General features: G+C 63.5%; 20 protein-coding genes. 12 read left to right on the top strand and 8 right to left on the bottom strand.

Annotated features, from left to right (window positions below; translation table 11 throughout):
* Positions 1–6 precede the first annotated feature (6 nt).
* Genes K0F85_RS04755 through K0F85_RS04745 form a run of 3 tightly spaced genes read left to right on the top strand, consistent with a single transcriptional unit; the run spans position 7 to position 2,987 of the window.
* Positions 7–981 carry a type II secretion system F family protein gene (locus K0F85_RS04755; protein ID WP_219114768.1) on the top strand — a complete coding sequence of 325 codons (975 nt, stop codon included), beginning with the start codon at positions 7–9 and terminating at the stop codon, positions 979–981.
* A 19-nt stretch (positions 982–1,000) separates the two neighbouring features.
* Positions 1,001–1,948 (top strand): type II secretion system F family protein, encoded by a 948-nt coding sequence (locus K0F85_RS04750; protein ID WP_219114767.1) that lies wholly within the window; start codon positions 1,001–1,003, stop codon positions 1,946–1,948.
* Positions 1,949–1,961: 13 nt separating this feature from the next.
* Positions 1,962–2,987 (top strand): LytR C-terminal domain-containing protein, encoded by a 1,026-nt coding sequence (locus K0F85_RS04745; RefSeq protein WP_219114766.1) that lies wholly within the window; start codon positions 1,962–1,964, stop codon positions 2,985–2,987.
* 8 nt (positions 2,988–2,995) lie between these two features.
* Here the strand turns inward: K0F85_RS04745 and K0F85_RS04740 are convergent, their stop codons facing one another.
* The 3 genes from K0F85_RS04740 to edd form a co-directional block, all read right to left on the bottom strand.
* Complete coding sequence (locus K0F85_RS04740) at positions 2,996–3,517, bottom strand: Rhs element Vgr protein (RefSeq protein ID WP_219114765.1); 522 nt, start codon at positions 3,515–3,517, stop codon at positions 2,996–2,998.
* Between the two features lie 181 nt (positions 3,518–3,698).
* Positions 3,699–4,328 (bottom strand): bifunctional 4-hydroxy-2-oxoglutarate aldolase/2-dehydro-3-deoxy-phosphogluconate aldolase, encoded by a 630-nt coding sequence (gene eda / locus K0F85_RS04735; protein WP_070260457.1) that lies wholly within the window; start codon positions 4,326–4,328, stop codon positions 3,699–3,701.
* A 3-nt stretch (positions 4,329–4,331) separates the two neighbouring features.
* On the bottom strand, positions 4,332–6,245 hold the full coding sequence (gene edd, locus K0F85_RS04730; RefSeq protein ID WP_219114764.1) for a phosphogluconate dehydratase: 1,914 nt from the start codon (positions 6,243–6,245) through the stop codon (positions 4,332–4,334).
* Positions 6,246–6,578: 333 nt separating this feature from the next.
* On the opposite strand from edd, the gene pgi reads away from it, so the two are divergent.
* Entirely contained in the window at positions 6,579–8,243 is a 1,665-nt protein-coding gene (gene pgi / locus K0F85_RS04725; RefSeq protein WP_219114763.1) for a glucose-6-phosphate isomerase, read from the top strand.
* Between the two features lie 10 nt (positions 8,244–8,253).
* Positions 8,254–9,150 (top strand): SMP-30/gluconolactonase/LRE family protein, encoded by an 897-nt coding sequence (locus tag K0F85_RS04720; protein ID WP_219114762.1) that lies wholly within the window; start codon positions 8,254–8,256, stop codon positions 9,148–9,150.
* Positions 9,151–9,220: 70 nt separating this feature from the next.
* On the opposite strand, the gene K0F85_RS04715 is transcribed toward K0F85_RS04720, so the two are convergent.
* Positions 9,221–10,174 (bottom strand): chemotaxis protein, encoded by a 954-nt coding sequence (locus K0F85_RS04715; protein WP_219114761.1) that lies wholly within the window; start codon positions 10,172–10,174, stop codon positions 9,221–9,223.
* 556 nt (positions 10,175–10,730) lie between these two features.
* On the opposite strand from K0F85_RS04715, the gene zwf reads away from it, so the two are divergent.
* From zwf to tal, 3 genes are all read left to right on the top strand, one after another.
* The gene (gene zwf, locus K0F85_RS04710) at positions 10,731–12,203 is read left to right on the top strand and encodes a glucose-6-phosphate dehydrogenase (protein ID WP_219114760.1); all 1,473 of its coding nucleotides are present in this window, start codon (positions 10,731–10,733) and stop codon (positions 12,201–12,203) included.
* Between the two features lie 84 nt (positions 12,204–12,287).
* A complete protein-coding gene (locus tag K0F85_RS04705) occupies positions 12,288–13,142 on the top strand; it encodes an SIS domain-containing protein (protein WP_034750862.1) in 855 nt (284 codons plus the stop codon).
* Between the two features lie 151 nt (positions 13,143–13,293).
* Complete coding sequence (tal, locus tag K0F85_RS04700; RefSeq protein WP_219114759.1) at positions 13,294–14,229, top strand: transaldolase; 936 nt, start codon at positions 13,294–13,296, stop codon at positions 14,227–14,229.
* 67 nt (positions 14,230–14,296) lie between these two features.
* Here tal and K0F85_RS04695 read toward each other — a convergent pair whose 3' ends face one another.
* On the bottom strand, positions 14,297–15,157 hold the full coding sequence (locus K0F85_RS04695; RefSeq protein ID WP_219114758.1) for a hypothetical protein: 861 nt from the start codon (positions 15,155–15,157) through the stop codon (positions 14,297–14,299).
* Positions 15,158–15,360: 203 nt separating this feature from the next.
* Between K0F85_RS04695 and K0F85_RS04690 the strand changes: the two genes are divergently transcribed.
* From K0F85_RS04690 to K0F85_RS04680, 3 genes are all read left to right on the top strand, one after another.
* Positions 15,361–16,434 (top strand): patatin-like phospholipase family protein, encoded by a 1,074-nt coding sequence (locus K0F85_RS04690; RefSeq protein WP_219114757.1) that lies wholly within the window; start codon positions 15,361–15,363, stop codon positions 16,432–16,434.
* A gap of 122 nt (positions 16,435–16,556) precedes the next feature.
* Complete coding sequence (locus K0F85_RS04685) at positions 16,557–18,275, top strand: methyl-accepting chemotaxis protein (RefSeq protein WP_219114756.1); 1,719 nt, start codon at positions 16,557–16,559, stop codon at positions 18,273–18,275.
* A gap of 129 nt (positions 18,276–18,404) precedes the next feature.
* Positions 18,405–19,592 (top strand): tetratricopeptide repeat protein, encoded by a 1,188-nt coding sequence (locus tag K0F85_RS04680; RefSeq protein ID WP_219114755.1) that lies wholly within the window; start codon positions 18,405–18,407, stop codon positions 19,590–19,592.
* Positions 19,593–19,598: 6 nt separating this feature from the next.
* On the opposite strand, the gene hemW is transcribed toward K0F85_RS04680, so the two are convergent.
* From hemW to rph, 3 genes are all read right to left on the bottom strand, one after another.
* Complete coding sequence (gene hemW / locus K0F85_RS04675; RefSeq protein ID WP_219114754.1) at positions 19,599–20,873, bottom strand: radical SAM family heme chaperone HemW; 1,275 nt, start codon at positions 20,871–20,873, stop codon at positions 19,599–19,601.
* A complete protein-coding gene (rdgB, locus tag K0F85_RS04670) occupies positions 20,870–21,463 on the bottom strand; it encodes an RdgB/HAM1 family non-canonical purine NTP pyrophosphatase (RefSeq protein ID WP_219114753.1) in 594 nt (197 codons plus the stop codon). Before rdgB ends, hemW begins: the two co-directional genes overlap by 4 nt.
* Positions 21,464–21,602: 139 nt before the next feature.
* Positions 21,603–22,331 carry a ribonuclease PH gene (gene rph / locus K0F85_RS04665; protein WP_219114752.1) on the bottom strand — a complete coding sequence of 243 codons (729 nt, stop codon included), beginning with the start codon at positions 22,329–22,331 and terminating at the stop codon, positions 21,603–21,605.
* Between the two features lie 303 nt (positions 22,332–22,634).
* On the opposite strand from rph, the gene K0F85_RS04660 reads away from it, so the two are divergent.
* Positions 22,635–23,525 (top strand): YicC/YloC family endoribonuclease, encoded by an 891-nt coding sequence (locus tag K0F85_RS04660; protein WP_219114751.1) that lies wholly within the window; start codon positions 22,635–22,637, stop codon positions 23,523–23,525.
* Positions 23,526–23,527 lie beyond the last annotated feature (2 nt).

Raw genomic sequence — 23,527 nt, 5'->3', positions numbered from 1 at the left:
AGCATCATGGACTATCTCTATTACGTATTCGCCATCTTCACCTTCATCGCCGTGGTGCTGCTGATCGAGGGACTGTACCTGGCGTGGAATACCTCGCGCGGCCCGGAAGCGGAAAGGGTCGCGCGCCGCCTGCGCATCATGTCGGCCGGCGCGCATGGCGCCACGGGCAGCTCGATGATCAAGAAGCGCCTGCTGAGCGACACCCCGGCCCTGCAGCGCGTGCTGCTCGGCGTGCCCCGCGTGCATGCGCTCGACCGCCTGCTGGAACAGTCGGGCCTGAGCTGGAGCGTGGCCAGCTTCGCCGGCGTGATGCTGGCCACGGCCGGCGCCGCGTTTTTTCTGCTCAGCTACTTCGGCGTGCCGTGGATGCTGCGCCTGCCGCTGGTGGCCGGCGCAGCCCTGTTGCCGCTGCTGGTGGTGTTGCGCGCCAAGACCAAGCGCCTGCAGCGCATCGAGCAGCAATTGCCCGATGCGCTGGACCTGATGGCGCGCGCCCTGCGCGCCGGCCATGCCTTTCCGACCGCCCTGAAAATGGTCGGCGATGAAATGAACGCGCCGCTGGCCGTGGAATTTCGCGCCACCTTCGACGAAGTCAATTTCGGCATCGCCATGCAGGACGCCCTGATGAACCTGGCCACGCGCGTGCCCAGCACCGACTTGCGCTACTTCGTCATCGCCGTGCTGATCCAGCGCGAAACGGGCGGCAACCTGGCGGAACTGCTCGACAGCATCAGCCGCATCATCCGCGAGCGCATCAAGCTGCTGGGACAGGTGCGCGTACTGTCGGCCGAAGGCAGGCTGTCGGCCTGGATACTGTCGCTGCTGCCCTTCGGCGCGGCGGCCATGATCCACCTGACCAATCCGCAATTCCTGGAAATGCTGTTCGTCGACCCGGGCGGACGCAAGATGCTCGCCGGCGCCCTGCTGATGATGGTGTGCGGCGTCTTTGTCATGCGCAGCATCATCCGCATCCGTGTCTGAGCCCGCAAGGAGAATCCTCATGAATCCCGTCCATTTCGCCTTTCTCGCCCTGCTCTTCATTGCCGTCTTCGGCACCGTGCTGGTGGCCATGCGCAGCCTTGCCCCCGATCCCTTGCGCCAGCGCATGGACAACGCCACCGGCAAGAGCACGGCAGCGCCAGGCGCCTCGGCACCCAGCCCCTGGCTGGCGCGCATGGTACGCCTGAGCGGCCCGCTGGCCAAACTGTCGCTTCCCGACCAGGGCTGGGAAGGCTCGGCGATGCGCCGGCGCTTCATGAATGCCGGCTTGCGCCAGGCCTCGGCGCCCATCCTGTTCTTTTCCGCCAAGACCATGCTGGCCATCGGCTTGCCACTGATGCTCTTCCTGGGACTGAGCGCCTCGGGCAGCCAGATGGCGGGCAAAGCTCTCCTGTTCTGGCTGCTGATCGTGGCCGCCATCGGCTACTACCTGCCCAACTTTGTCCTGCAACAAATGATCAAGCGGCGCCAGCGCGATATCTTCGAAAGCTTTCCCGATGCGCTCGATTTGATGACGGTGTGCGTGGAAGCGGGCCTGGCCATGGATGCGGCGCTGGCCCGTGTAGCGGCCGAGATCGCCCTGAAAAGCACGGTGCTGGCGGAGGAATTGCACCTGGTGATGCTGGAACTGCGCGCCGGCAACACCAAGGAACGGGCACTGCGCAACCTGGCCTTGCGCACGGGCGTCGAGGATGTCGACGCGCTGGTGGCCATGCTGATCCAGGCCGAGCGCTTCGGCACCAGCATCGCCGCCTCGCTGCGCGTGCAGTCGGACCAGCTACGCACGAAACGCCGCCAACTGGCCGAGGAAGAAGCGGCGAAGATCGCCCTCAAGCTGCTGTTCCCGCTGATCTTTTTCATCTTCCCTTCGCTGCTGGTCGTCCTGATGGGACCAGCCTTCCTGCAAATCTACCGCGTGCTCCTGCCCAGCATGGGCGGCGGCAATTGACCGGAGAACCGCCATGTCACAGCACACCACACTGATGCTCATGCTCGCTTGCGCCGGCCTGCTGCCCGCCTGCGGCCACCTGCCCGGCCCGGCCAGCCAGGGCGATCACCGGGCGCCACCTCAGGCGCGCATCGATGACAGTCCCGCCACCCGCACTGCGGCGTTCTGCAAGCTGGGCAAGCGCATGCAGGAACTGGGCGATCCGCGCGCGGCGCTGGCGGCCTACCGCGAAGCCCTGCTGCTGGACCCTGCTTCGACCGACGCGCGCAATGGCGCCGCCGTGCTGCACGCGCAGCTGGGCCAGCTGGAGACGGCGCGCAGCATGCTGCAGGCGCTGGCGCAAGAAACGCCGACGGCCAGGACTTACAACAATCTCGGCTACGTGCTGTATCTGCAGGGCGATTACGACAAGGCGGCAAGCATGCTGCGCCAGTCCTTGCAGCTCGACAATGGCCAACAGCCGGCGCGCGCCAACCTGGACCTGGCCATCGCGGCGTTGGCGCGCAGCGTCGGCACAGTCGATGCGGTCGATGGCAGCGCGGCAGCCGTCGCGCCCGACCTGGCGCCCGCAGCGCTGACAACAGCGACCGCCAGCCGCTTGCAGCTGACGCAATTGCAGCCGAATATCTTCGCGCTGAGCTGGCGCGACGCTCCTGTGGCGGCGCACGCCATGCCGGCAGCCTTGCCCGCCCCGGAAAAGCAGGCGCAGCAGCCGCCACGCCTGGAAGTCATCAACGGCAATGGCGTCACGGGGATGGCGGCGCGCATGCGCGACATGCTGGGCAGCATGGGCATCAGCGTGCGGCGGCTGGGCAACCAGCGGCCATACGGTGTCCAGGCCAGCAGCATCATCTACCGCCCCGGCCATGCGCAGGAGGCCGCCGCCCTGGCCCTGGCCCTGGGCGGCATGCCGCAGCTGCAAGCGACGGACGACAGCGGCATCGGCGCGGGTGCCGACCTGCGTTTATTGCTGGGCAAGGATGCGCCAGCCAGCCTGCGCGCGCCGGACGCGCGCCTGGCATCGAACACGACACCGTGACGCTGGCCTCAGCGCGGCAGCAGGCTGCGCTCGGCGGGGTTGATCAGGAAGCCCTGCAGTATTTCCTGCAGTTGCGGCAGTTTCGCCACGTAGGCGGGAATGCCCAGCTGGCGCGCGCCAAAGTAGTGGGCGATGATGTCGCCCTGCTGCTCCATGTTGAAGTCGGACAGGACGCCGCCCGCTTGCGCAGCGTAGCGGTAGGCCCGCTGCCGGATGTAGCCGCCGCTCAGCGCCAGCAGCACGCCATGCAGCAGCACGCTGTAGCCGAGTTGGTACTGCCACACATGCACCATCTCGTGGATGAAGAACAGCTTGCCGCTGTTGCCTTCGCGGGAAAAATCGTCGCGATACTGGGCCGGCATGAAGTGCATATTGCCGCGCGGCGTCATGGCCGTGTTCTGGTCCTGCAAGCCAAAGGGAAGAAAGGAGCCGCGCACGACGCGCACGCGCGCGTAGTCGATGGCGCCCTGAAAGACGCTGCGGGCCATGGCGGTTTCGCCGATGGTCAGGGGGCGGCGCAGCACGCGCATGGCACTCCGATACAAAAGAAACGCGGCAAGCATGAAAGCTTGCCGAATACGACAACTGCAAATAGCTGAAAGAAGCGCAGCGAGCGGCAGCGATTTGTGGCCAAGAAGCGCAACCGTACTATAGTACGGCGGGCATCGCAGGCCGCAAAGCGCGACGCGCAGTAGCGCATGTCAGGTACGACTACGCCGAGCGCAGGCCGCTGGCTGCTTTCGCGATTTCCGTGATGCGGTCCCAGTTGCCGGCCGCAATCGCGTCTTTCGGCGTCAGCCACGAACCGCCCACGCAGGCGACGTTCTTGCACGCCAGGAACTGCGACGCCGTCTCTTGCGAGATGCCGCCAGTCGGGCAGAAGGTGATGTCCGGCAGCGGGCCGTAGATGGCGTTGAGCATGCCGATGCCGCCCGCCGGCACGGCCGGGAACAGTTTCAGCTGCTGGAAGCCGTTTTCACGCGCCGCCATTACTTCGCCTGGCGTCATCACGCCTGGCAGCAAGGGCAGGCCGCTGCTTTTCGCCGCCGCCACCAGGGCGGAAGTAAGGCCTGGCGAGACGCCGAAGACGGCGCCCGCGTCGCGCGCTTGCGCGAATTCTTCGGGACGGGTCAGGGTACCCACGCCGACGATGGCGCCCGGCACGGCCGACATGGCGCGGATCGCTTCCAGGCCATGCTTGGTGCGCAAGGTTACTTCCAGCACGCGGATGCCGCCCGCCACCAGCGCGCGCGCCAGCGGTACGGCGTGTTCAGGATCGTCGATTGCAATCACGGGGATCACGCTCGAAGTGCGCATAATTTCCAGTAGTGTCATGGTCATCTCTTATTTCCTAGCCAAAAAGTCTTCATCGGAACCGGGCACAGTATCGCCGACATTGTCGGCGTCGTGCAAGGCGACGGTGGTGGGAATCGGCGACGGCAGGCCGAAGGTGGTGGCACCCTCTTCCGCCGCGCTGACGGTGGAACGGAACATGGAAAACAGCTCGCGGCCCATGCCGACGTGGTTCGGCGACAGGTCGGCCGTCACCAGCGAACGGGCGTGCCAGACGTCGGCCGGCACCAGCGCCTCGAGCACGCCCGTAAAGGCGTCTAGACGGATGATGTCGCCGTCGCGCACCAGGCCCAGCGGGCCGCCGGCAAGAATCTCTGGCGACACGTGGATGGCGGCCGGCACCTTGCCCGACGCGCCCGACATGCGGCCATCGGTAACCAGCGCCACCTGGCGGCCCGCATCCTGCAGGTTGGCCAGCGCGGGCGTCAGCGCATGCAGTTCCGGCATGCCGTTGGCGCGCGGGCCCTGGAAGCGCAGCACGGCAACGAAATCGCGGTCCAGGGTGCCGGTCTTATAGGCAGCCATGAACTCTTCCTGCGAATTGAACACCAGGGCAGGCGCTTCCACCGTGCGGTGCTGCGGCTTGACGGCCGACACTTTCATGACGGCGCGGCCCAGGTTACCCGCGACCAGGACCATGCCGCCGTCCGGCGCAAACGGGTTCGAGGCCGGACGCAGCACGTTTTCGTCGGCGCTGGTGGCCGGTGCCTCTCGCCAGAAGACCTTGCCGTCTTCGCCCAGGAACGGTTCCATGCAGTGCGCGCGCAAGCCGTGGCCCAGGATGGTATTGACGTCTTCGTGCAGCAAGCCCGCATCCAGCAATTCGCGGATCAAATAGCCCGTGCCGCCGGCCGCGTGGAAATGGTTCACGTCGGCGTCGCCGTTCGGATAGATGCGCGTGAGCATAGGCACGATGGCCGACAGTTCATTGAAATCGTTCCAGTCGATGACGATGCCGGCCGCCTTGGCGATGGCCACCAGGTGCAGGGTATGGTTGGTCGAACCGCCCGTGGCCAGCAAGCCCACGACGGCGTTGACGATACATTTCTCGTCAACGATATGACCGACTGGCAAGTAATTGGCGCTTTGCGCCGTGATGCCGGCGGCACGCTGGGCGGCGGCTCTTGTGAGCGCATCGCGCAGCGGGGTGTTCGGCGTAATGAAGGCGGCGCCCGGCAAGTGCAGGCCCATCACTTCCATCAGCATCTGGTTGCTGTTCGCCGTACCGTAGAAGGTACAGGTGCCGGCGCCGTGGTAGGCTTTCGATTCGCCTTCGAGCAAGTCTTCGCGCGTGGCCTTGCCTTGCGCATACAACTGGCGCACCTTGGCTTTTTCCTGGTTCGACAGGCCCGACGTCATCGGACCGGCCGGCACGAAGACGGCGGGCAAATGGCCGAAGTGCAGCGCGCCGATCAACAGGCCAGGCACGATCTTGTCGCACACGCCCAGGTACAGGGCCGCATCGAACATATTGTGCGACAGCGCCACAGCCGTCGACATGGCGATGGTGTCGCGCGAGAACAGCGACAGTTCCATGCCCGGCTGGCCTTGCGTCACGCCATCGCACATGGCAGGCACGCCGCCGGCGAACTGGGCTACGGCGCCCACTTCGCGCACGGCTTGCTTGATGATCTGCGGAAAGCCTTCAAACGGCTGGTGCGCCGACAGCATATCGTTGTACGAGGACACGATGGCCACGGACGGCTTCTTGTATTCCTTCAGCGACAGCTTGTCGTTGACGGGAAAGGCGGCAAAGCCGTGCGCCAGGTTGGTGCACGAGAGGGCGCCGCGCTGCACGCCCTGGATGCGGGCCGCATCCAGATGCGCCAGATAGGCGCCGCGCGAGGGCCGGCTGCGCGCGATGATGCGCGCTGTTACGGATTCGACTACTGGATGCAGCGTCATGGGATTTCCTTAAAAATGAGTATTTTGTGAAATTTTACTACAAAATGGTGAAGAAGAAGCACTCTTGCATGGGCCAACAACAGAAATAAGCCTCAGCTTGCGCTCTGTCAAAGCAAACCGGGCAAATATCGCGTACCAGCACTTACCAATATATCTCTTGTAACACGGGAAAAATCGCTAAAAAAAGCACAACAAAATCGCCTCCACGTCACAAACTGTAGTGAAATTACGTTTTTCTGATGTATTATTCTCACACCAACGCCGGATCTGCTGTTCGCCACCACGAACGCGCCGCGCTCCTTTCAACCGAGACAAGCACCCAAGCCGACCGCCATGCGCCAGCCAGCACCTACTCCTGCCATCACCGCCACCGCCAGTTTCCAGTCCCTGCAAGCGCATAGCGCCAGCCTGCGCGAGGTGCATCTGCGCCAGCTGTTTGCGCTCGACCCCGCGCGTTTTTCGACGATGACGGTCGATGCGGCCGGCCTGCTGCTCGATTACTCGAAGAACCGCGTCGACGCCACCGCCATGCGCCTGCTGATGGAACTGGCCCGCGAGCGCGGCGTGGAAGCGCAGCGCGAAGCCATGTTCACTGGCGAGAAAATCAATCTTACCGAACATCGGGCCGTTCTGCATACCGCCTTGCGCGCGCCACGCGGCACCAGGCTGGTGGTCGATGGCCAGGATATCGATGCTGACGTGCAAGATGTGCTGCAACGCGTGAAAGCGTTTACGGACAAGGTACGCAATGGCAGCTGGCTCGGCTACACGGGCAAGCCGATTTGCGACATCGTCAACATCGGTATCGGCGGTTCGGACCTGGGCCCGAAAATGGCTTGCCTGGCGCTGCGCTCCTACGCCAACCCCGGCCTGGAAATGCACTTTGTTTCCAACGTCGACGGGCACGACATGGAAGCGACCCTGTCCAAAGTCGATCCGGAAACGACGCTGTTCATCGTGGCATCGAAAACCTTCGTCACGGCTGAAACCATGCTCAACGCCAACACGGCGCGCGCCTGGTTCCTGCTCGAAGGCGAAGAAAAGGATCTAGCCCAACATTTTGTGGCCGTCTCGACCAACACGCAAGCCATCGTCGACTTCGGCATTTCGCCGGACAATATGTTCCCGTTCTGGGACTGGGTCGGCGGCCGCTATTCCGTCTGGTCCTCGATCGGCCTGGCCGTGGCCCTGTCGGTGGGTTTTGAATACTTCAGCGATTTCCTCGCCGGCGCGCATGCGATGGATCAACACTTCCGCCAGGCACCCCTGGAAAACAACATGCCCGTAGTGCTGGCCATGGTCGGTTTCTGGAACCGCCAGTTCCTCGATTGCGGTTCCGTTTCCATCGCGCCGTATCACCAGGACTTGAGCCGTTTTGCTGCCTATTTGCAACAGCTGGACATGGAAAGCAACGGCAAGCGCGTCAGCAAGGATGGCGTGCCCGTCGACGTGCCGACCGGCCCCGTCATCTGGGGCGATTGCGGCACGAATGCCCAGCATGCGTACTTCCAGTTGCTGCACCAGGGCACCGACATCACGCCCATCGATTTCATCGCCGCCCTGCGCGCCACGCACGATTTGCCGGGCCACCACGACGCCCTGCTGGCCAACTGCTTCGCCCAGTCGGAAGCCTTCATGACGGGCAAGACGGGCGAGGAAGTTCGTCTTGATTTGCAGGCGCAAGGCTTGCCGGAAAGCGAGATCGAGGCGCTGGTGCCGCACAAGACCTTCCCCGGCAACCGCCCCAGCAATACCATTTTGATGGACCAGCTGACCCCGACCACCCTGGGCGCCCTGATCGCGCTGTACGAACACAAGACCTTCGTGCAGGGCGTCCTGTGGAACGTCAACAGTTTTGATCAGTGGGGCGTGGAACTGGGCAAGGTGCTGGCGAAGAAAATCCAGGCCGAACTGACGGGCGAAGCCCGTCCCGACCACCACGACAGCTCGACCAATGGCTTGATTGCCTTGGCGAAAGCAGCAAAAGCCGCATATTAAAAAGAGATAGATGAATATTTACGAAATCAAGGTAGTCAGCGACAAAGCCATGCAAGTGGGCGAATGCCCGCTATGGCATGGCAAGGAAGCGGCCCTGTACTGGGTCGACATCGACGGCCGCGCCGTGCACCGCTTGCACCCGGCCAGCGGCCAGCATGACCATTGGAACATGCCGACGGAACCGTCGGCACTGGCCATCAATGCGGGCGGCGGCCTGATCGTGGCCCTGCGCAGCGGCTTTGCCCACCTCGACACGAAGACAGGCAGCCTGGCGGAAATCGCCCCGGCGCCGTTCGACATGGCCACCACGCGCTTCAACGATGGCAAGGTCGACCCTGCCGGCCGCTTCTGGGTCGGCACGATTTTCGAGCCGCGCAGCGCTGATGCGGCGGAAATGTTCGTGCTGGAAAAAGGACAAGTGCGCAAGGTCTGGTCCGGCGGCATGACCGTGTCGAACGGCCTGGGCTTCAGCCCTGATGGGCGCACCATGTACCACTCGGATACCACCACGCACCGCATCGACCGTTACGATTTCGACGCGGCCACGGGTGCCATTTCCGCGCCGCAACCGTTCCAGCGTTTTTCCATGGACAAGAAGGCCGCCGACTACGGCGGGCGCCCCGATGGTGCAGCCGTCGACAGCGAAGGCAATTACTGGTCGGCCATGTTTGAAGGCGGGAAGATTTTACGCTTCGCCCCCGATGGCCATTTGCTGGGTGAAATTAGCGTGCCCGTGCGCTGCCCCACCATGCTGACGTTCGGCGGCCCCGACCTGCGCACCCTGTACATCACCAGCGCCAGCCACAACAGGTCAAACGCCGAGATCGCCGACTACCCGTTGACGGGCCACGTGCTGTCCGTACGCGTGGACGTGGCAGGCCAGCCGGAACACCTGTATCAGGCGTAATCGTTTGCCAGCATGAAAAAGCGCCGGGCCCTCGCGGGTGCCGGCGCTTTTTAACATGCGTGCGCGCAGATTAACGCGACAGCACCTTGCGGATGGTTTCAGCCAGTTCAGCGGCCACAAACTTGGCCACATACCCATCGGCGCCCACGCCCTTGACGTGGTCTTCGTTAGTCGAGCCCGTCAGCGACGAGTGGATCACCACGGGGATGTTGGAGAAGCGGCCATCGTTCTTGATGTTACGCGTCAGGGTAAAGCCATCCATTTCCGGCATTTCCAGGTCGGTCAGCACCAGTGCGACCTTGTCCTTCGCCGTCTTGCCTTCGCTGGCAGCCTGGGCCGAGATCGCCTGCAAACGCTCCCACGCTTCCTTGCCCGTCTTGGTCATGATGAAGGGCACGCCCATCGCTTCGAGGCCCTTCTCGATCAGCGAGCGGGCCAGCGAGGAATCGTCGGCCGCAAGGATCACGGCGCCGGCAGGCAGGCGCACTTGCGGGCCGATGCTGTTCTCGTCCACATCCGGGTCGCCCGATGGCAGCACGTTGCGCAGGATTTGCTCCACGTCCAGCACTTGTGCCAGGCGCGTCTTGTCCGTATCGCCATCGAGGCGCGCAATACTCGTAACGAGACCGCCACCGACGCTCGATTCGGCCGACAAGACCTGGTTCCATTCGAGGCGCACGATTTCATCGACCTCTTCCACGGCAAACGCCTGTGTCGAGCGGGCAAATTCTGTCACCATCAGTATCTTCAAGCCATTGCTCTTGCAGCCGACCGCCATCGGCAAGTCGATCACGGGCACGATCTGGCCTCGGATGTTGACCACGCCCAGCATGTGCGGGTGCGAACCGGCCACCGCCGTAATGGCCGGCATTTCCATGATTTCACGGACCTTGAACACATTGATGCCGAACAGTTCGCGGCTGGTCGAGTGATCACTGGTACCCAGCTTGAACAGGAACAGTTCGAATTTGTTATTGCCTGTCAGGCTGGTGCGTTCATCGACATCTTGCTGCATTGAATTCATTGTGTCCCCTTGAGCCGTCTTGTAAAGTTAGTCGCCTGCCCTGAATGCCACGGGCAGTGCGGACTGCACATCGCATGGACGTCGGACGGCGGGTTCGGGGCATGGCCGGCGCTAGCGGTGCAGTGTAGTACAACCAATACAACCAATAGTTGCTATTGATTCGAGCTTGAATTATACGTTTTTTTACTTTCTTCAAAGCTACTTTACGCTGCCAACGGCGATACTGACAGCATTTCTTGATTTGCTTGTTGCTACAGCGCAAATGGTGACGGAGAGAAGCGAAAATTTCCCTGGCAACCATGGTTACTTTGAACAGCCCATGAAAAGCAGAACGCTGCGCCGGCGCCAGCGAACGGCATATAATGGCCATGCTCGCGCCGCTGGCATGCATACCGGGCAAAACTGCGACGGCAGCGGATGAAATGTAGTAAAATTTCTTGCAATTGCCCGTTCTACGTAGTAAATTTACACCACCGATTATAGTAGCGACAGACTGGCACTTCCGGTCGGCCTCCTCCCCGCTCCGGCCCTTTTACTTTTGCGACGACACTCACTTATGGCACTTACCGATTTTGACCTGGTCCTGTTTGGCGGCAGCGGCGATTTAGCAATGCGCAAGTTGTTGCCTGCAATGTATGCGCGCGACGTCGCGAACGATTTGCCGCCGACGGCGCGCATCATCTGTGTGGGCCGCCAGGACAGCGGCCAGGATGCTTTCCTGAAGATGGTAGAGACCAACTCGCGCCCTCACATCAAGGCCAGCACCCTGAATGCCGCCACCTGGAGCAAATTTTGCGCGCGCATCGTGTATGTGTCGCTCAATGCCAGCGATGCGGCCACATACGCGCCGCTGGTCGAAGCGCTGCGCGGCGATGCCGACCTGACGCGCGTCTACTATCTGGCGACGCCGCCGCATTTGTTCGCCCTCATCTGCGACAACCTCGAAGACAATGACCTGGTCACGCCGAATTCGCGCGTGGTGCTGGAAAAGCCGCTGGGCCGCGACCTGGCCAGCGCCAAGCAGATCAACGCCGAAGTGGGCAAGGTCTTCCAGGAATCGCAGATCTACCGTATCGACCATTACCTGGGCAAGGAAACCGTGCAGAACTTGCTGGCCCTGCGCTTCGGCAACATCCTGTTCGAACCACTGTGGCGCCGCGAATGGATTTCCGACGTGCAAATCACCATCGCCGAGAAACTGGGCGTGGGCAACCGCATGGGTTACTACGACACCTCGGGCGCCTTGCGCGACATGCTGCAAAACCATTTGCTGCAACTGCTGTGCATTGTCGCCATGGAACCGCCGACGTCGATCGCGCCGGACGCCGTGCGCGATGAAAAACTGCAAGTGCTGCGCTCGCTGAAAAAATTCACGCCCACCACCCTGGCGCAAAACATCGTGCGCGGCCAGTACCGTGCCGGCCACGTCGACGGCGCAACCGTGCCGAGCTACCGCGACGAGCCGGATGCGCCGGAACACTCGCGCACTGAAACCTTCGTCGCGCTGAAGGCGGAAATCGACACCTGGCGCTGGGCCGGCGTGCCGTTCTACCTGCGCACAGGCAAGCGCATGGCCGACAGCCTGGCCGAGATCGTCGTGCGCTTCAAGCAAATCCCGCATTCGATCTTCAACCAGCCCACCTCCAGCTTCCAGCCAAACTGCCTGGTGATCCGTTTGCAGCCGGACGAAGGCTTGCGCATGAACCTGATGGCGAAGACCCCGGGCGACGGCATGCGCTTGAAACCGGCGGAACTGGAACTCGATTTCCGCGAATCGTTCAAGACGCCGCGCATGGACGCCTACGAGCGCCTGCTGCTCGACGTCCTGCGCGGCCAGCTGACCCTGTTTATGCGCGGCGACGAACTGGAAGCGGCCTGGGAATGGGTCGAGCCGATACTCGACAGCTGGGAACAGAACGACAGTGCGCCGATTCCCTACACGGCCGGCACCTGGGGCCCGGCAGCCGCCAGCGCCCTGATCGGCCGCGATGGCTTGCAGTGGCGTGAAGAAGCATTACCAGAGGATTAACAGGCAAGACCAGGGCCTGCCCATGCATGGGCAGGCCAATCGCCTGCTTCCCACTCCTGAACACCTAGCCAAAAGACTACCCTGATGCTGCTTGACTCCATCCGCACCCAGCTCGATTCGCTCTCCAAGTCGGAGAAGAAGGTCGCCCTGGCCGTGCTTGACCAGCCTAACCAGACGGTCAGCCAGAACATCACGGCGCTGGCGAAAAGCGCACAGGTGTCGGAACCGACCGTGGTGCGCTTTTGCCGCACGCTGGGCTATGACGGCTGGCATGAATTCAAGCTGAAGCTGGCGCAAGGCCTGGCCCTGGCCATGCCGGGCGCGAACGAACAGCCGGCGCAGGACGACCTGGCGGCCGACCTGGTGAATAAAATCTGCAGCCGCTCGATCAACACCCTGCTCGACCTGCGCAACAACCTGAACCCGGAAGCGATCCAGCGCGCGCTCGACATCCTGTCGCGCGCCAGCAAGATCGAATTCTATGGCCAGGGCACATCGGGCATCGTGGCGGCCGACGCGCAGCACAAGTTCTTCCGCTCGGGCGTGCCGACGGTGGCTTACAGCGATCCGAACATCCACAGTATCGCCGCGGCCCTGCTGCGCGGCGGCGACTGCCTGGTGGCGATCTCGCAGCGCGGCAACAGCCCTGCCCTGGTGCGCTCCGTGAAACTGGCGCGCCGCGGCGGTGCCGACGTCGTCGTGCTGGCCCCATCGGGCACCCCGCTGGCCGACCTGGCAACGGTGCTGATCCCGATCGACCTGGTCTTCAACACCGACCCCTACACGCCGATTTCGGCGCGCCTGGCTTACTTGGTGGTGATCGACGTACTGGCCGTGGGCCTGGCCCTGCAGCGTGGACCTGAATTCCGCAAGAAAATGCAGAATGCGCAAAAAGCGCTGCAGGAATTCGACATGCAGTTCGACTCCTTCATCGGATAGAGCGCCTGAAAAGCGTCCATGGCGGCGCTGCACCTCCTTGCCCTGAACGTTTTGGCAGGCACTTTGCAGCAATGACAATAAAGAGCACGGGCGGACTGGCCGGATTATGTACAATAGCCTGGCAAGCCCTTTCACTCTTTCCTGTGCAGCCATGAACCAACTCGAACAACTGAAGCAATTTACTACCGTGGTGGCCGACACCGGCGACTTCCAATCGATCCAGGCTTACACGCCGCGCGATGCGACGACGAATCCGTCGTTGATCCTGAAGGCTGTGCAAAAGGATGAATACAAGCCGCTGCTGGAAAAGGCCGTGCGCGACCATCCGAACGCCTCCACCGCCGAAATCATCGACCGCCTGCTGATCGCATTTGGCGTGGAAATCCTGCAAACCATCCCCGGCCGCGTCTCCACCGAAGTCGATGCACGCCTGTCGTTCGACACGCAAGGCACGGTGGCCAAGGGCCGCGACCTGATCGCCCTGTATTCGAACGCCGGCATTGCCCGTGAGCGCGTACTGATCAAGATCGCCTCCACCTGGGAAGGCATCCGCGCCGCCGCCATCCTGGAAAAGGAAGGCATCCGCTGCAACATGACCCTGCTGTTCTCGCTGGCCCAGGCGATTGCCTGCGCCGAAGCGGGCGCACAGCTCATTTCGCCCTTCGTCGGCCGCATCTACGACTGGTACAAGAAATCGACGGGCATCGACTACGTCGGCGCGGAAGACCCGGGCGTGCAATCGGTACGCCGCATCTACAATTACTACCGCAAGTTCGGCTACAAGACCGAGGTGATGGGCGCGAGCTTCCGCAACACCTCGCAAATCCTCGAACTGGCCGGCTGCGACCTGCTTACCATCAGCCCCGACCTGCTGCAAAAGCTGGCCGACAGCGAGGCGCCGGTGGAGCGCAAGCTGAGCGCCGAAGCGGCGCCATCGACCAACATCGTGCAGATGTCACTGAACGAAGAAGCCTTCCGCTTCATGATGAATGAAGACGCGATGGCGACGGAAAAACTGGCCGAAGGCATTCGCGCCTTCTGCGTCGATTCCGGCAAGCTGAAACAGATGATCGCAGCGTTGCGCTAATTGCGACGGGCATGAAAAAAGCGGCGCCGTGCATTGCACGGACGCCGCTTTTTTCATGCCCGCACGATCAGGAGCAACGGAACGTGGCCACGCCCTGGTAATTGGCGCCATTTGCCAGTTGCGCCTTGTAGGCGGCGATCAGCAGATAGCGGCCAGCGCCGCCGTCGGCCAGCACCAGCTGCGCGCCCGTGCCGCCCGACAGGTAGCCGCCAACGATGCTGCTCGACCCGGCCGAAGCCATGCTGCTCGAGGCGCTCACCTTGCCCGTGCTGCCACCGGCGCTGGTATCGATGGACAGCACGACCTTGGCGCCGGAGGCATCGAACGACACGCTGGCAGTGCCGCTGGCCGTGCCGAAGTTGGCAGCCGGGGAGACGCTGGCGCCACCCATGTAGGCGGGTGCCGTGAATGTACCCGCATCGCAGGTCGGTGTGCCGGTGGCCGGCAGCGCAGCGAGGGAATTGTAGACAACGTAATGGGCGCTGGCGTTATTGCCAGTCAGGCTGGTGGCGCCAAAGGCGTTGCTAAACGTCCCCTTGAACCAGCGTCCCTGCGCAAAAGACGCGTCGCCGCTGATTTCGCGCGTGACCGCCGGATTGCCGGTGAAGACGATGCCGTTGATGTCGCTCAGGGCGCCCGAAGCGTCCTGCACCAGCGTGCCGGCCTTGCCATTGCTCTGCAAGCCGATCGACACAAAGACAAAGCGGGCACTGTCGCCCTTGACAAAGCGCGCGCTGACGGCGCCCGTGTTTTCGCCCGTGGCCGTCGGCACGACGGGCGTGACCGGCGCGACCGGCGCCACCGGATCGGCAGGCTTGTCGGCATTCACTGCCACCTTGACATCGGCAGGCGAGGAGGAACTACCGCCGCCACAAGCGGCAAGGGAAGCGGCGATGAGGGTCAAAACAAAAGCGTGATTCAGTTGCATACCATTCCCATAAAAAAACAAGACATAAGGAATCCTTGGCACATGCCAAAAATTCAACGTCCGATATTATGCAACATTTCTCATGAGAATGGTTGCCTTAAAGAAATTTATTAATACCAACACTGCGCGTATTGCGAGCACGACTGTGTCGTGGCGCCGCGCTGACGGTAAAATACCTTTCTACAGGCCGCCAACGACTCCGCATGCAATCACCGATCACCATCCGCCTGGGCCGCCGCGCCCGGGCACGCATCGCCGAAAATGGGCTGCGCGCGCTTGACGTCGCCATCGTCCCCGCCGCTGCGGGCGGACCGAAAGGCTTGATCCTGCACCAGCTCGATTGCTGGCTGTTCGGCCAATTCCTGCCGCAGGCGCCGCGTCCGCGTCACTTCGTCGGCGCCTCGATCGGCGCCTGGCGCATGGCTGCCGCCCTGTTCCCCGACCCGGTGGCCGCGCAACGCCGCCTGGTGCGCGAATACGTGGGCCAGCGCTATCCCGACAAACCCGGGGCAGCGCACGTCAGCCGCAGTTGCCGCGCCCTGCTCGATGCCGTCCTCGATGGCCAGGATGCGCAATTGCTGCGGCATGCGCACCACAGCCTGTCGGTGCTGGCCGTGCGCGGCATCGGCGCACTGGCGCAGCCGGGCAAGTGGCGCGACCGGCGCGGCTTCCTGCTGGCGGCTGCCGGCAACGCCGTGGCGCGCGCGCGCCTGGCAGCCTCGCTGGAACGCGCGGTGTTCCATGCCGGGCCGGATGGCGCCAGCTGGCTGCGCTCGCGCTTCGACGCCTTTGATTCCCATTTCGTGCCGCTGGCGCAGGACAACCTGCGCGACGCGCTGCTGGCCTCCGGCTCCATCCCGCTGGTGCTCGACGCCGTGACGGACATCGCCGGCGCACCGCCCGGGCGCTACTGGGATGGCGGCCTGGTCGACTACCATCTGCACCTGCCTTACCAGCGCGAACCGGACCTGGTGCTGTACCCGCACTTTGCCGACCATATCGTGCCGGGCTGGCTGGACAAGGCCATGCCCTGGCGCCGCGCGCGCAGCGGCGACGGTGCACTCGCCAACATGATCCTCGTCTCGCCCTCGCCCGCCTTCGTGGCCAGCCTGCCCAACGGCAAACTGCCGGACCGGCGCGACTTTCCCCATTACGGGCAAGACCACGCAGGGCGCATGCGCGACTGGCGCCGCGCCATCGCGGAAAGCGAACGCATGGCGGCCGCCTTCGCCCGCTGGGCCGAGCAGCCGGACTTGCGCCAGGCGGGCGATCTGTAGCACGGGCGTGGCTGCAACACTCAGCAGTACAGGCGATTTTTCCGCTTACCTCTTGGTCACTTATCAGTGCATACTATGTCGCACAGGCAACCCTCAACCCCTTTGAGACAGGAGTTCAGACCATGTACGCCCTTTCCCACCTTCGTATCGGCACGCGTCTGGCTGCAGGCTTCGCGCTGGTGCTGCTGCTGTCCGTGATCTCCACCTCGTACGCGCTGTACAGCGCCCGCGTGAATACCGAAGCGACGCGGCAAATGATGGAAAAACCGCTGGCCAAGGAACGCCTCGTATCGGACTGGTACGTGCTGATTTACTCGGCCATCGCGCGCACCTCGATGATCGCCAGGAGCACCGATGAAACCCTGTCGAGCGTGTTCGCCGACACCATCGCCGACAGCACGAAACAAGGCGGCGAACTGCTGAAGAAAATTGAGGCGCTGCTCGACAGCGACGAGGAAAAAAGCATTTTCAAGGCGTCCATTGCCGAGCGCGTCAAGTACCAGGATGCCAAGACTCTGGTGATGAATGCGCGCAAGGCCGGCAACGCGGCGCTGGCGGAAAGCACCTATCGCGACAGTTTTGCGCCCGCCGCCACCAAGTACCAGAACAACGTCAAGGCCCTGCTGTCGCAGCAGCGCCAGGCCATCGACGCCACGGCGCAAGCAATAGAAGCGGCCAACAAGCGCAGCTTCACCCTGTTGCTGACCCTGTGCGTGCTGGTGGTGGCGCTTGGCAGCGTCTGCGCATGGCTGATCACGCGCTCGATCACGCAGCCGTTGAAGGCCGCCGTGAAGGTGGCCGAAACGGTGGCCGACGGCGATTTGCGCACGCATTTCGGCACGCCCGCCAGCGATGAAATCGGCGACTTGATGCGCGCCCTGCAGGGCATGAACGAGGCGCTGCGCAAGGTAGTGTCGGAAGTGCAGACGGGCACCAATGCCATCGCCACGGCGTCGGGAGAAATCGCCGCCGGCAACCAGGATCTGTCGGCGCGCACGGAGCAGCAGGCCAGTTCGCTGGAAGAGACGGCGTCGTCGATGGAAGAATTGACCAGCACCGTGAAGCAAAATGCGGACAATGCGCGCCAGGCCAACCAGATGGCGGTGGCCGCCTCCGGCGTGGCCGAACGGGGCGGCAGCATCGTCAGCCAGGTGGTCGACACCATGGGCGCCATCGACACGGCATCGACAAAAATCGTCGACATCATCGGCGTCATCGACGGCATCGCCTTCCAGACAAATATCCTGGCCTTGAACGCGGCCGTCGAAGCGGCCAGGGCCGGCGAGCAGGGGCGCGGCTTTGCCGTCGTCGCCACGGAAGTGCGCAGCCTGGCGCAACGCTCGGCGGCGGCGGCGCGCGAAATCAAGACCCTGATCGGCGACTCGGTGGAACAGGTCAACAACGGCACGCGGCTGGTGCAGCAGGCCGGCAACACCATGGGCGAAGTGGTCGACAGCGTGCGCAGAGTCACCGACATCATGGCCGAAATCACTGCCGCCAGCGCAGAGCAAAGCATGGGCATCGACCAGGTCAACCAGGCCATCGCGCAGATGGACCAGGTGACGCAGCAGAATGCGGCGCTGGTGGAAGAAGCGGCGGCGGCCGCCGAAAGCATGCAGGACCAGGCGGCGCGCCTGGCGCAAGTGGCGGCCGGCTTCCAGCTCGACCACATGGCCACGGTAGCGCCGGCACGCAGCGCGCGGCCGGTGGCGCGCCCGCTGGCCAAGCCGGCGGCCAGAAATAGCAGCGCCAGGCAGCCAGGCATCGCGGCCAGGAGCGCGCCTGCTGCGCACAAACCCCAGGCGCAGGTGGCTGGCGGGCAGGATTGGGAAGAGTTTTAAGGCTGGCAACAGGGCCGCTCAGAGGGTTTGACAGCACCCCGACGCGGGCGGATACTTGTTGCAGGTGGCATGGCGCACCACCGGCAACAAAACGTGTTGCGCCTGACATCGTTCTGCGGGAGCACGAACATGAAATCTGTCAGCGGCATTAGCGAACAGCTGTGCCTGGGCCTCCTGTCCCCCTTGCTGCTGTGTGCAGCCCTTGCCGGCTGCGCCACGGCACCCGCCACCCCACCGCCGCCCGACCTGTTCAACGATGCCAGCTTTGCTGCGCCGACGGCGCCGGTCGAGCCGCAACAAGCCTTCGCCGTGAGCGAGGCCATGCGGCACTACGTGCGTGTCGATATCGCGCGCGAGGCACGCGGCAAGAATCCCCGCCGCGCCCTCGCCGATGCCTTGCGCAACCGCGCCGGGCTGCAGCTGGAATATGATGCCGCCATGACGCGCACGGCGGCCCAGGCGTTCGACGCGCGCAGCGGCAATTGCCTGTCGCTGGTGCTGATGACGGCCGCGCTGGCCAAGGAGATGGGACTCGATGTGCACTACCAGGTGGTCCTGGGAGAAGAAAGCTGGAGCCGCAGCAGCGGCATGTATTTTGTCGCCGGCCACGTCAACCTCACTCTGGAACGCCGCCCCGTCGGCAATACCGTCGGCTACGAGGCCGATGCCATCCTGCTCATCGACTTCCTGCCTGGCGAAGACCTCACCGGCCAGCGCACGCTGCAAATCGGCGAGGCGACCATCCTGGCCATGTACCTCAACAATCGCGCCGCCGAAAGCATGGCCAGCGGCGAGCTCGATCAAGCCTACTGGCTGGCCCGCGCCGCCATCCTGCAAGACCCCACGTTTGCGGGCGCCTTCAATACCCTGGGCATCATCCAGCTGCGCCACGGCGACATCGAACCGGCGCGGCGCACGCTCGCTTACGCACTCGAACGCGCGCCATCGAATACCGTGCTGCTGTCCAACCTGGCGCAGGCACTCGATGGCCTGGGACGCGCCGACCAGGCGCAACTGCTGCGGCGCACACTGCTGGCCCTGCAGCCCGAGCCGCCTTTCCACTTTTTCAACCTGGGCCAGCGCGCCATGGAAAACGCCGACTACCAGGAAGCGGCGCGCCTGTTCAAGCGCGAGATCGCGCGCGACCCCTACTACCATGAATTCCACTTCTGGCTGGCGCAAGCCTATGCGCGCATGGGCCAACTGGCGCAGGCCGACAAGCAGCTGGAACTGGCGATGGATAACAGCACCACGCCCAGCCAGCACGGGCTGTACGCGGCCAAGCTGCAGCGCCTGCGCGCCGCCACCGCGCATTAGGCAGCGTCAGTCTTCCAGGAACATCTGCTGCAGGTCATTCAGGAAGCGCAATCCCAGCGCCGTCGGGACGATGACCTGGTGGTCGCGGTACAGCAAGCCTTTCGCTTCGGCCGCATTCAGCGGCTGCTCGATGGCATTGAGGGCCAGACCTGTGCGCTCGGCGAACAGGTTCGGCGAAAAGCCCTGCGTCAGGCGCAGGGTATTGAGCATGAATTCAAAACCCATTTCCTCGCGCGCCAGTTCGCGCTCTTCCTGCACCGGATTGCCGGCCAGTACCGCGTCCATGTAGGCGCGCGGCTGCTTGTAGCGGGCCTGGCGCAGCACGCGGTGCGGAAACGATATCTTCGAATGGGCGCCCGCGCCTATCCCCAGGTAGTCGCCGAACTCCCAGTAATTGCGGTTGTGCTTTGCCTGGCGGCCCGGCTGCGCATAGGCCGACACTTCGTAGCGGCCGTAACCGGCCTGCGCCGCGCGCTCGGCCACCATGTCGGCGATGTCGGCGCTCTCGTCGTCGTCCGGCAGCACGGGCGGGTACTTGGCGAACAGGGTGTTCGGTTCCAGGGTCAGGTGGTACAGCGACAGGTGCGGCGGCGCGAACGACAGCGCCGTTTCCAGGTCCTGCTGCGCCTCGGCCAGGGTTTGCGTGGGCAGCGCGTACATCAGGTCGAGATTGAAGTTATCGAAATTCGCATGCGCGATCTCCACCGCGCGGCGCGCTTCCTTGTCATCATGGATGCGCCCCAGCGCCTGCAGGTGGCGGCCATTGAAACTCTGGATGCCGATCGACAGGCGGTTGATGCCGCTGGCCCGGTAGGACTTGAACTTTTCCGCTTCAAAGGTGCCCGGATTGGCTTCCATGGTGATTTCGCAATCAGGCTCCAGGGGCAGCAAGGTGCGTACGTCCGACATCAGCTGGTCCAGCCCAGCCGCCGACATCAGACTGGGCGTGCCGCCGCCAATGAAGATGGTGTGGATCTTGCGGCCCCAGATCAGCGGCAGCGCCATCTCCAGGTCCAGCCGCAGGGCCGCCAGGTATTGCGCTTCCGGCAAGTCACCGCGCACCTCGTGCGAATTGAAGTCGCAATACGGGCATTTTTTCACGCACCACGGGAAATGGATGTACAGCGACAGCGGCGGCAGGGCCGTCAGGTTCAGCGCACCCGGCTGCAGGTATTTCAGGGCCGCCCCGGCGGCGCCGGAAATGCCATCCTGCGGCGCGGGCCTGGCTGCCGGCTTCGCTGCAGATTTGGCAACGGCGCCCACCAGTTTGATCGGGATCATCGCAGGGTCCGCAGCTTGTCGACCAGCGCGCGCAGGGCCTGGCCACGGTGCGACAGCGCGTTCTTTTCATCGGACGTCAGTTCGGCCGCGCACTTGCCCAGTGCAGGCAGGTAGAAATGCGGATCGTAGCCGAAGCCGCCGTTGCCGCGCGCAATGGCGATCATTTCGCCATTCCAGCGGCCGTCGGCGATCACCGGCTGCGGGTCATCCGCATGGCGCACATACACCAGCACGCAATAGTAATACGCGGACTTGTCTGCATGTGCCTCGAGGTCGGCGATCAGTTTGGCGCTGTTGGCGACATCCGATTTCGGCTCACCCGCATAGCGGGCCGAATACACGCCGGGCGCGCCACCGAGCGCATTGACGCATACGCCGGAATCGTCGGCCAGCGCCGGCAAGCCCGTCAGGCGCGCCGCGTGGCGCGCCTTTTGCAGGGCGTTTTCAACGAAGGTGTGGAACGGTTCGTCGCTTTCCGGCACCGCGTATTCGCCCTGGGCATGGACGGAAAAACCGATGGTCGAGAGCAGCTCGTTGAATTCCTTGAGCTTGCCGGCGTTATTGGAGGCGAGGATGAGGCGTTGGGTCATGTCAGTAGTCCGGTTGAAGTGCCGACATTGTAAACCTTTTGTGGCCCCCTTACCTCGCTCCGCCGCTGCCGAAAAAAAACGGCAGCGGCAGGCTTTGTGCCCGGCGCAGCGGCAAAAAAGATGTAAATCCGTGTAAAGATTACAGTCCCAGCGCCTGCTTCTGCATGACGATCAGGTCGGCGATGCCACCCTGCGCCAGGTCCAGCAAGCGGTTCATGCCGGCGCGGTCGAAGGCAGCGCCTTCGGCCGTGCCTTGCACTTCGATGAAGTGGCCCGCTTCGGTCATCACCACGTTCATGTCCGTGTCGCAGCCGGAGTCTTCCACGTAGTCCAGGTCGAGTACCGGCATGCCCTGGTAGACGCCCACCGAGATGGCGGCGACAAAGCTTTTGACGGGAATGGCGGTAATCGCGCCACGCGCCTGCAACTGCGAAAACGCGTCATACGCGGCCACCATGGCGCCCGTGATCGAGGCCGTGCGCGTGCCGCCATCGGCCTGAATGACGTCGCAATCGAGGTGCAGGGTGCGTTCGCCGAAGGCTTGCAAATCAAACGCCGCGCGCAGCGAACGGCCGATCAGGCGCTGGATTTCCTGCGTGCGGCCGGACTGCTTGCCGCGCGCCGCTTCGCGGTCCATGCGCGTGTGCGTCGAGCGGGGCAGCATGCCGTATTCGGCCGTCAGCCAGCCCTGGCCCTTGCCTTTCAGGAAACCCGGGACCTTGTCTTCGATGCTGGCGGTACAGATCACCTTGGTGTCGCCGCACTCGATCAGCACCGAGCCCTCGGCATGCTTGGTGTACTGGCGGGTGATGCGGATGGCGCGCAGCGCGTCGACGGCGCGGCCGCTCGGGCGGGATTCAAATGTCATGGGGATGTCCTGTGTGATTGGGGTTGCGGCAGCGATTTTACCACCGCGCGCCCGACCATTTGCAGTCATGCAACAGCGCAGGACGCAATGGCGGGCGGCGCACACATGATCCCTACAATCCTGCCCCGCCAAACACAATTTTCTTTACAATGCCGTAAAACGCACACTATTCAGCAATTTTCAGGCCATCAGAGCATGTGGTTCTGTTTTTGCGGCGCGGGCGGTATTGCCTGCGCTGGCTGATTAAGTGTATAAGTGACTGTATACAAGACCAAATCGGGGAATCCTTTGAGCATTTCAAGCATGACAGGCTACGCGGTTGCCACCAGCGAAGGTGCTGCAGGCACACTGACAATTGAAATCAAGAGCGTCAATTCACGCTTTCTCGACCTGCAATTCCGGATCAATGACGATCTGCGGGCCCTGGAGCCTGACTTGCGCGCCGCCGTCATGTCCGCCATCACGCGCGGCAAAGTCGAGGTACGCCTGAGCTTTGGCCGCAAGGCCGCCACCGCCGGCACGCAGGCGCTGAACGTGCCCCTGCTGGCCGAACTGGCGCGCCTGCAAAACGAAGTGGGCCAGCATTTTGTGTCCGCTCCCGTCATGACGGTGGCCGAACTGCTGCGCTGGCCTGGCGTCATCGAAGAAGCGCAAGTGGGGCAAGAATCCCTGCAGGCGGACGTCGGCGCGCTGACCAAACGCACCGTGGCCGCCTTCGTCGACAGCCGCAAGCGCGAAGGCGCGGCGCTCGAAGCGGTGCTGGTGTCGCGCATCGAAGCAATGGAAGCCATCGTCAAGCGCATCACGCCCCTGATTCCGCAAGTGGTGGCAGCCTTCCAGCAAAAAGCCATCGAACGCATGCAAGATGCGCTGGGCCTGGCCAGCCAGGGTTCGAATTCAGCCCTGTCGCGCCAGGACGCCATGGAGCGCATCCGCCAGGAAGTCATTTTGTATGGCATCCGCATCGACGTCTCGGAAGAACTGGCGCGACTGTCGGCCCACCTGGGCGAAACGCGCCACATCCTCACCAAGGGCGGGCAAGTGGGCAAGCGCCTCGACTTCATGATGCAGGAATTGAATCGCGAAGCCAACACCCTGGGCGCCAAGGCGTCCGTCAAGGAACTCGCCGACGCCTCGATGGACTTGAAGCTGCTGATCGAGCAAATGCGCGAACAAGTGCAGAACCTGGAGTAAGC

This window comes from Janthinobacterium sp. UMAB-56 (genome assembly GCF_900095265.1).
In the GTDB taxonomy this organism is placed as follows: Bacteria; Pseudomonadota; Gammaproteobacteria; order Burkholderiales; family Burkholderiaceae_D; genus Janthinobacterium.
The sequence above is the reverse complement of the archived record's forward strand: the minus strand, read 5'-3'. Positions and strand labels throughout refer to the sequence as shown.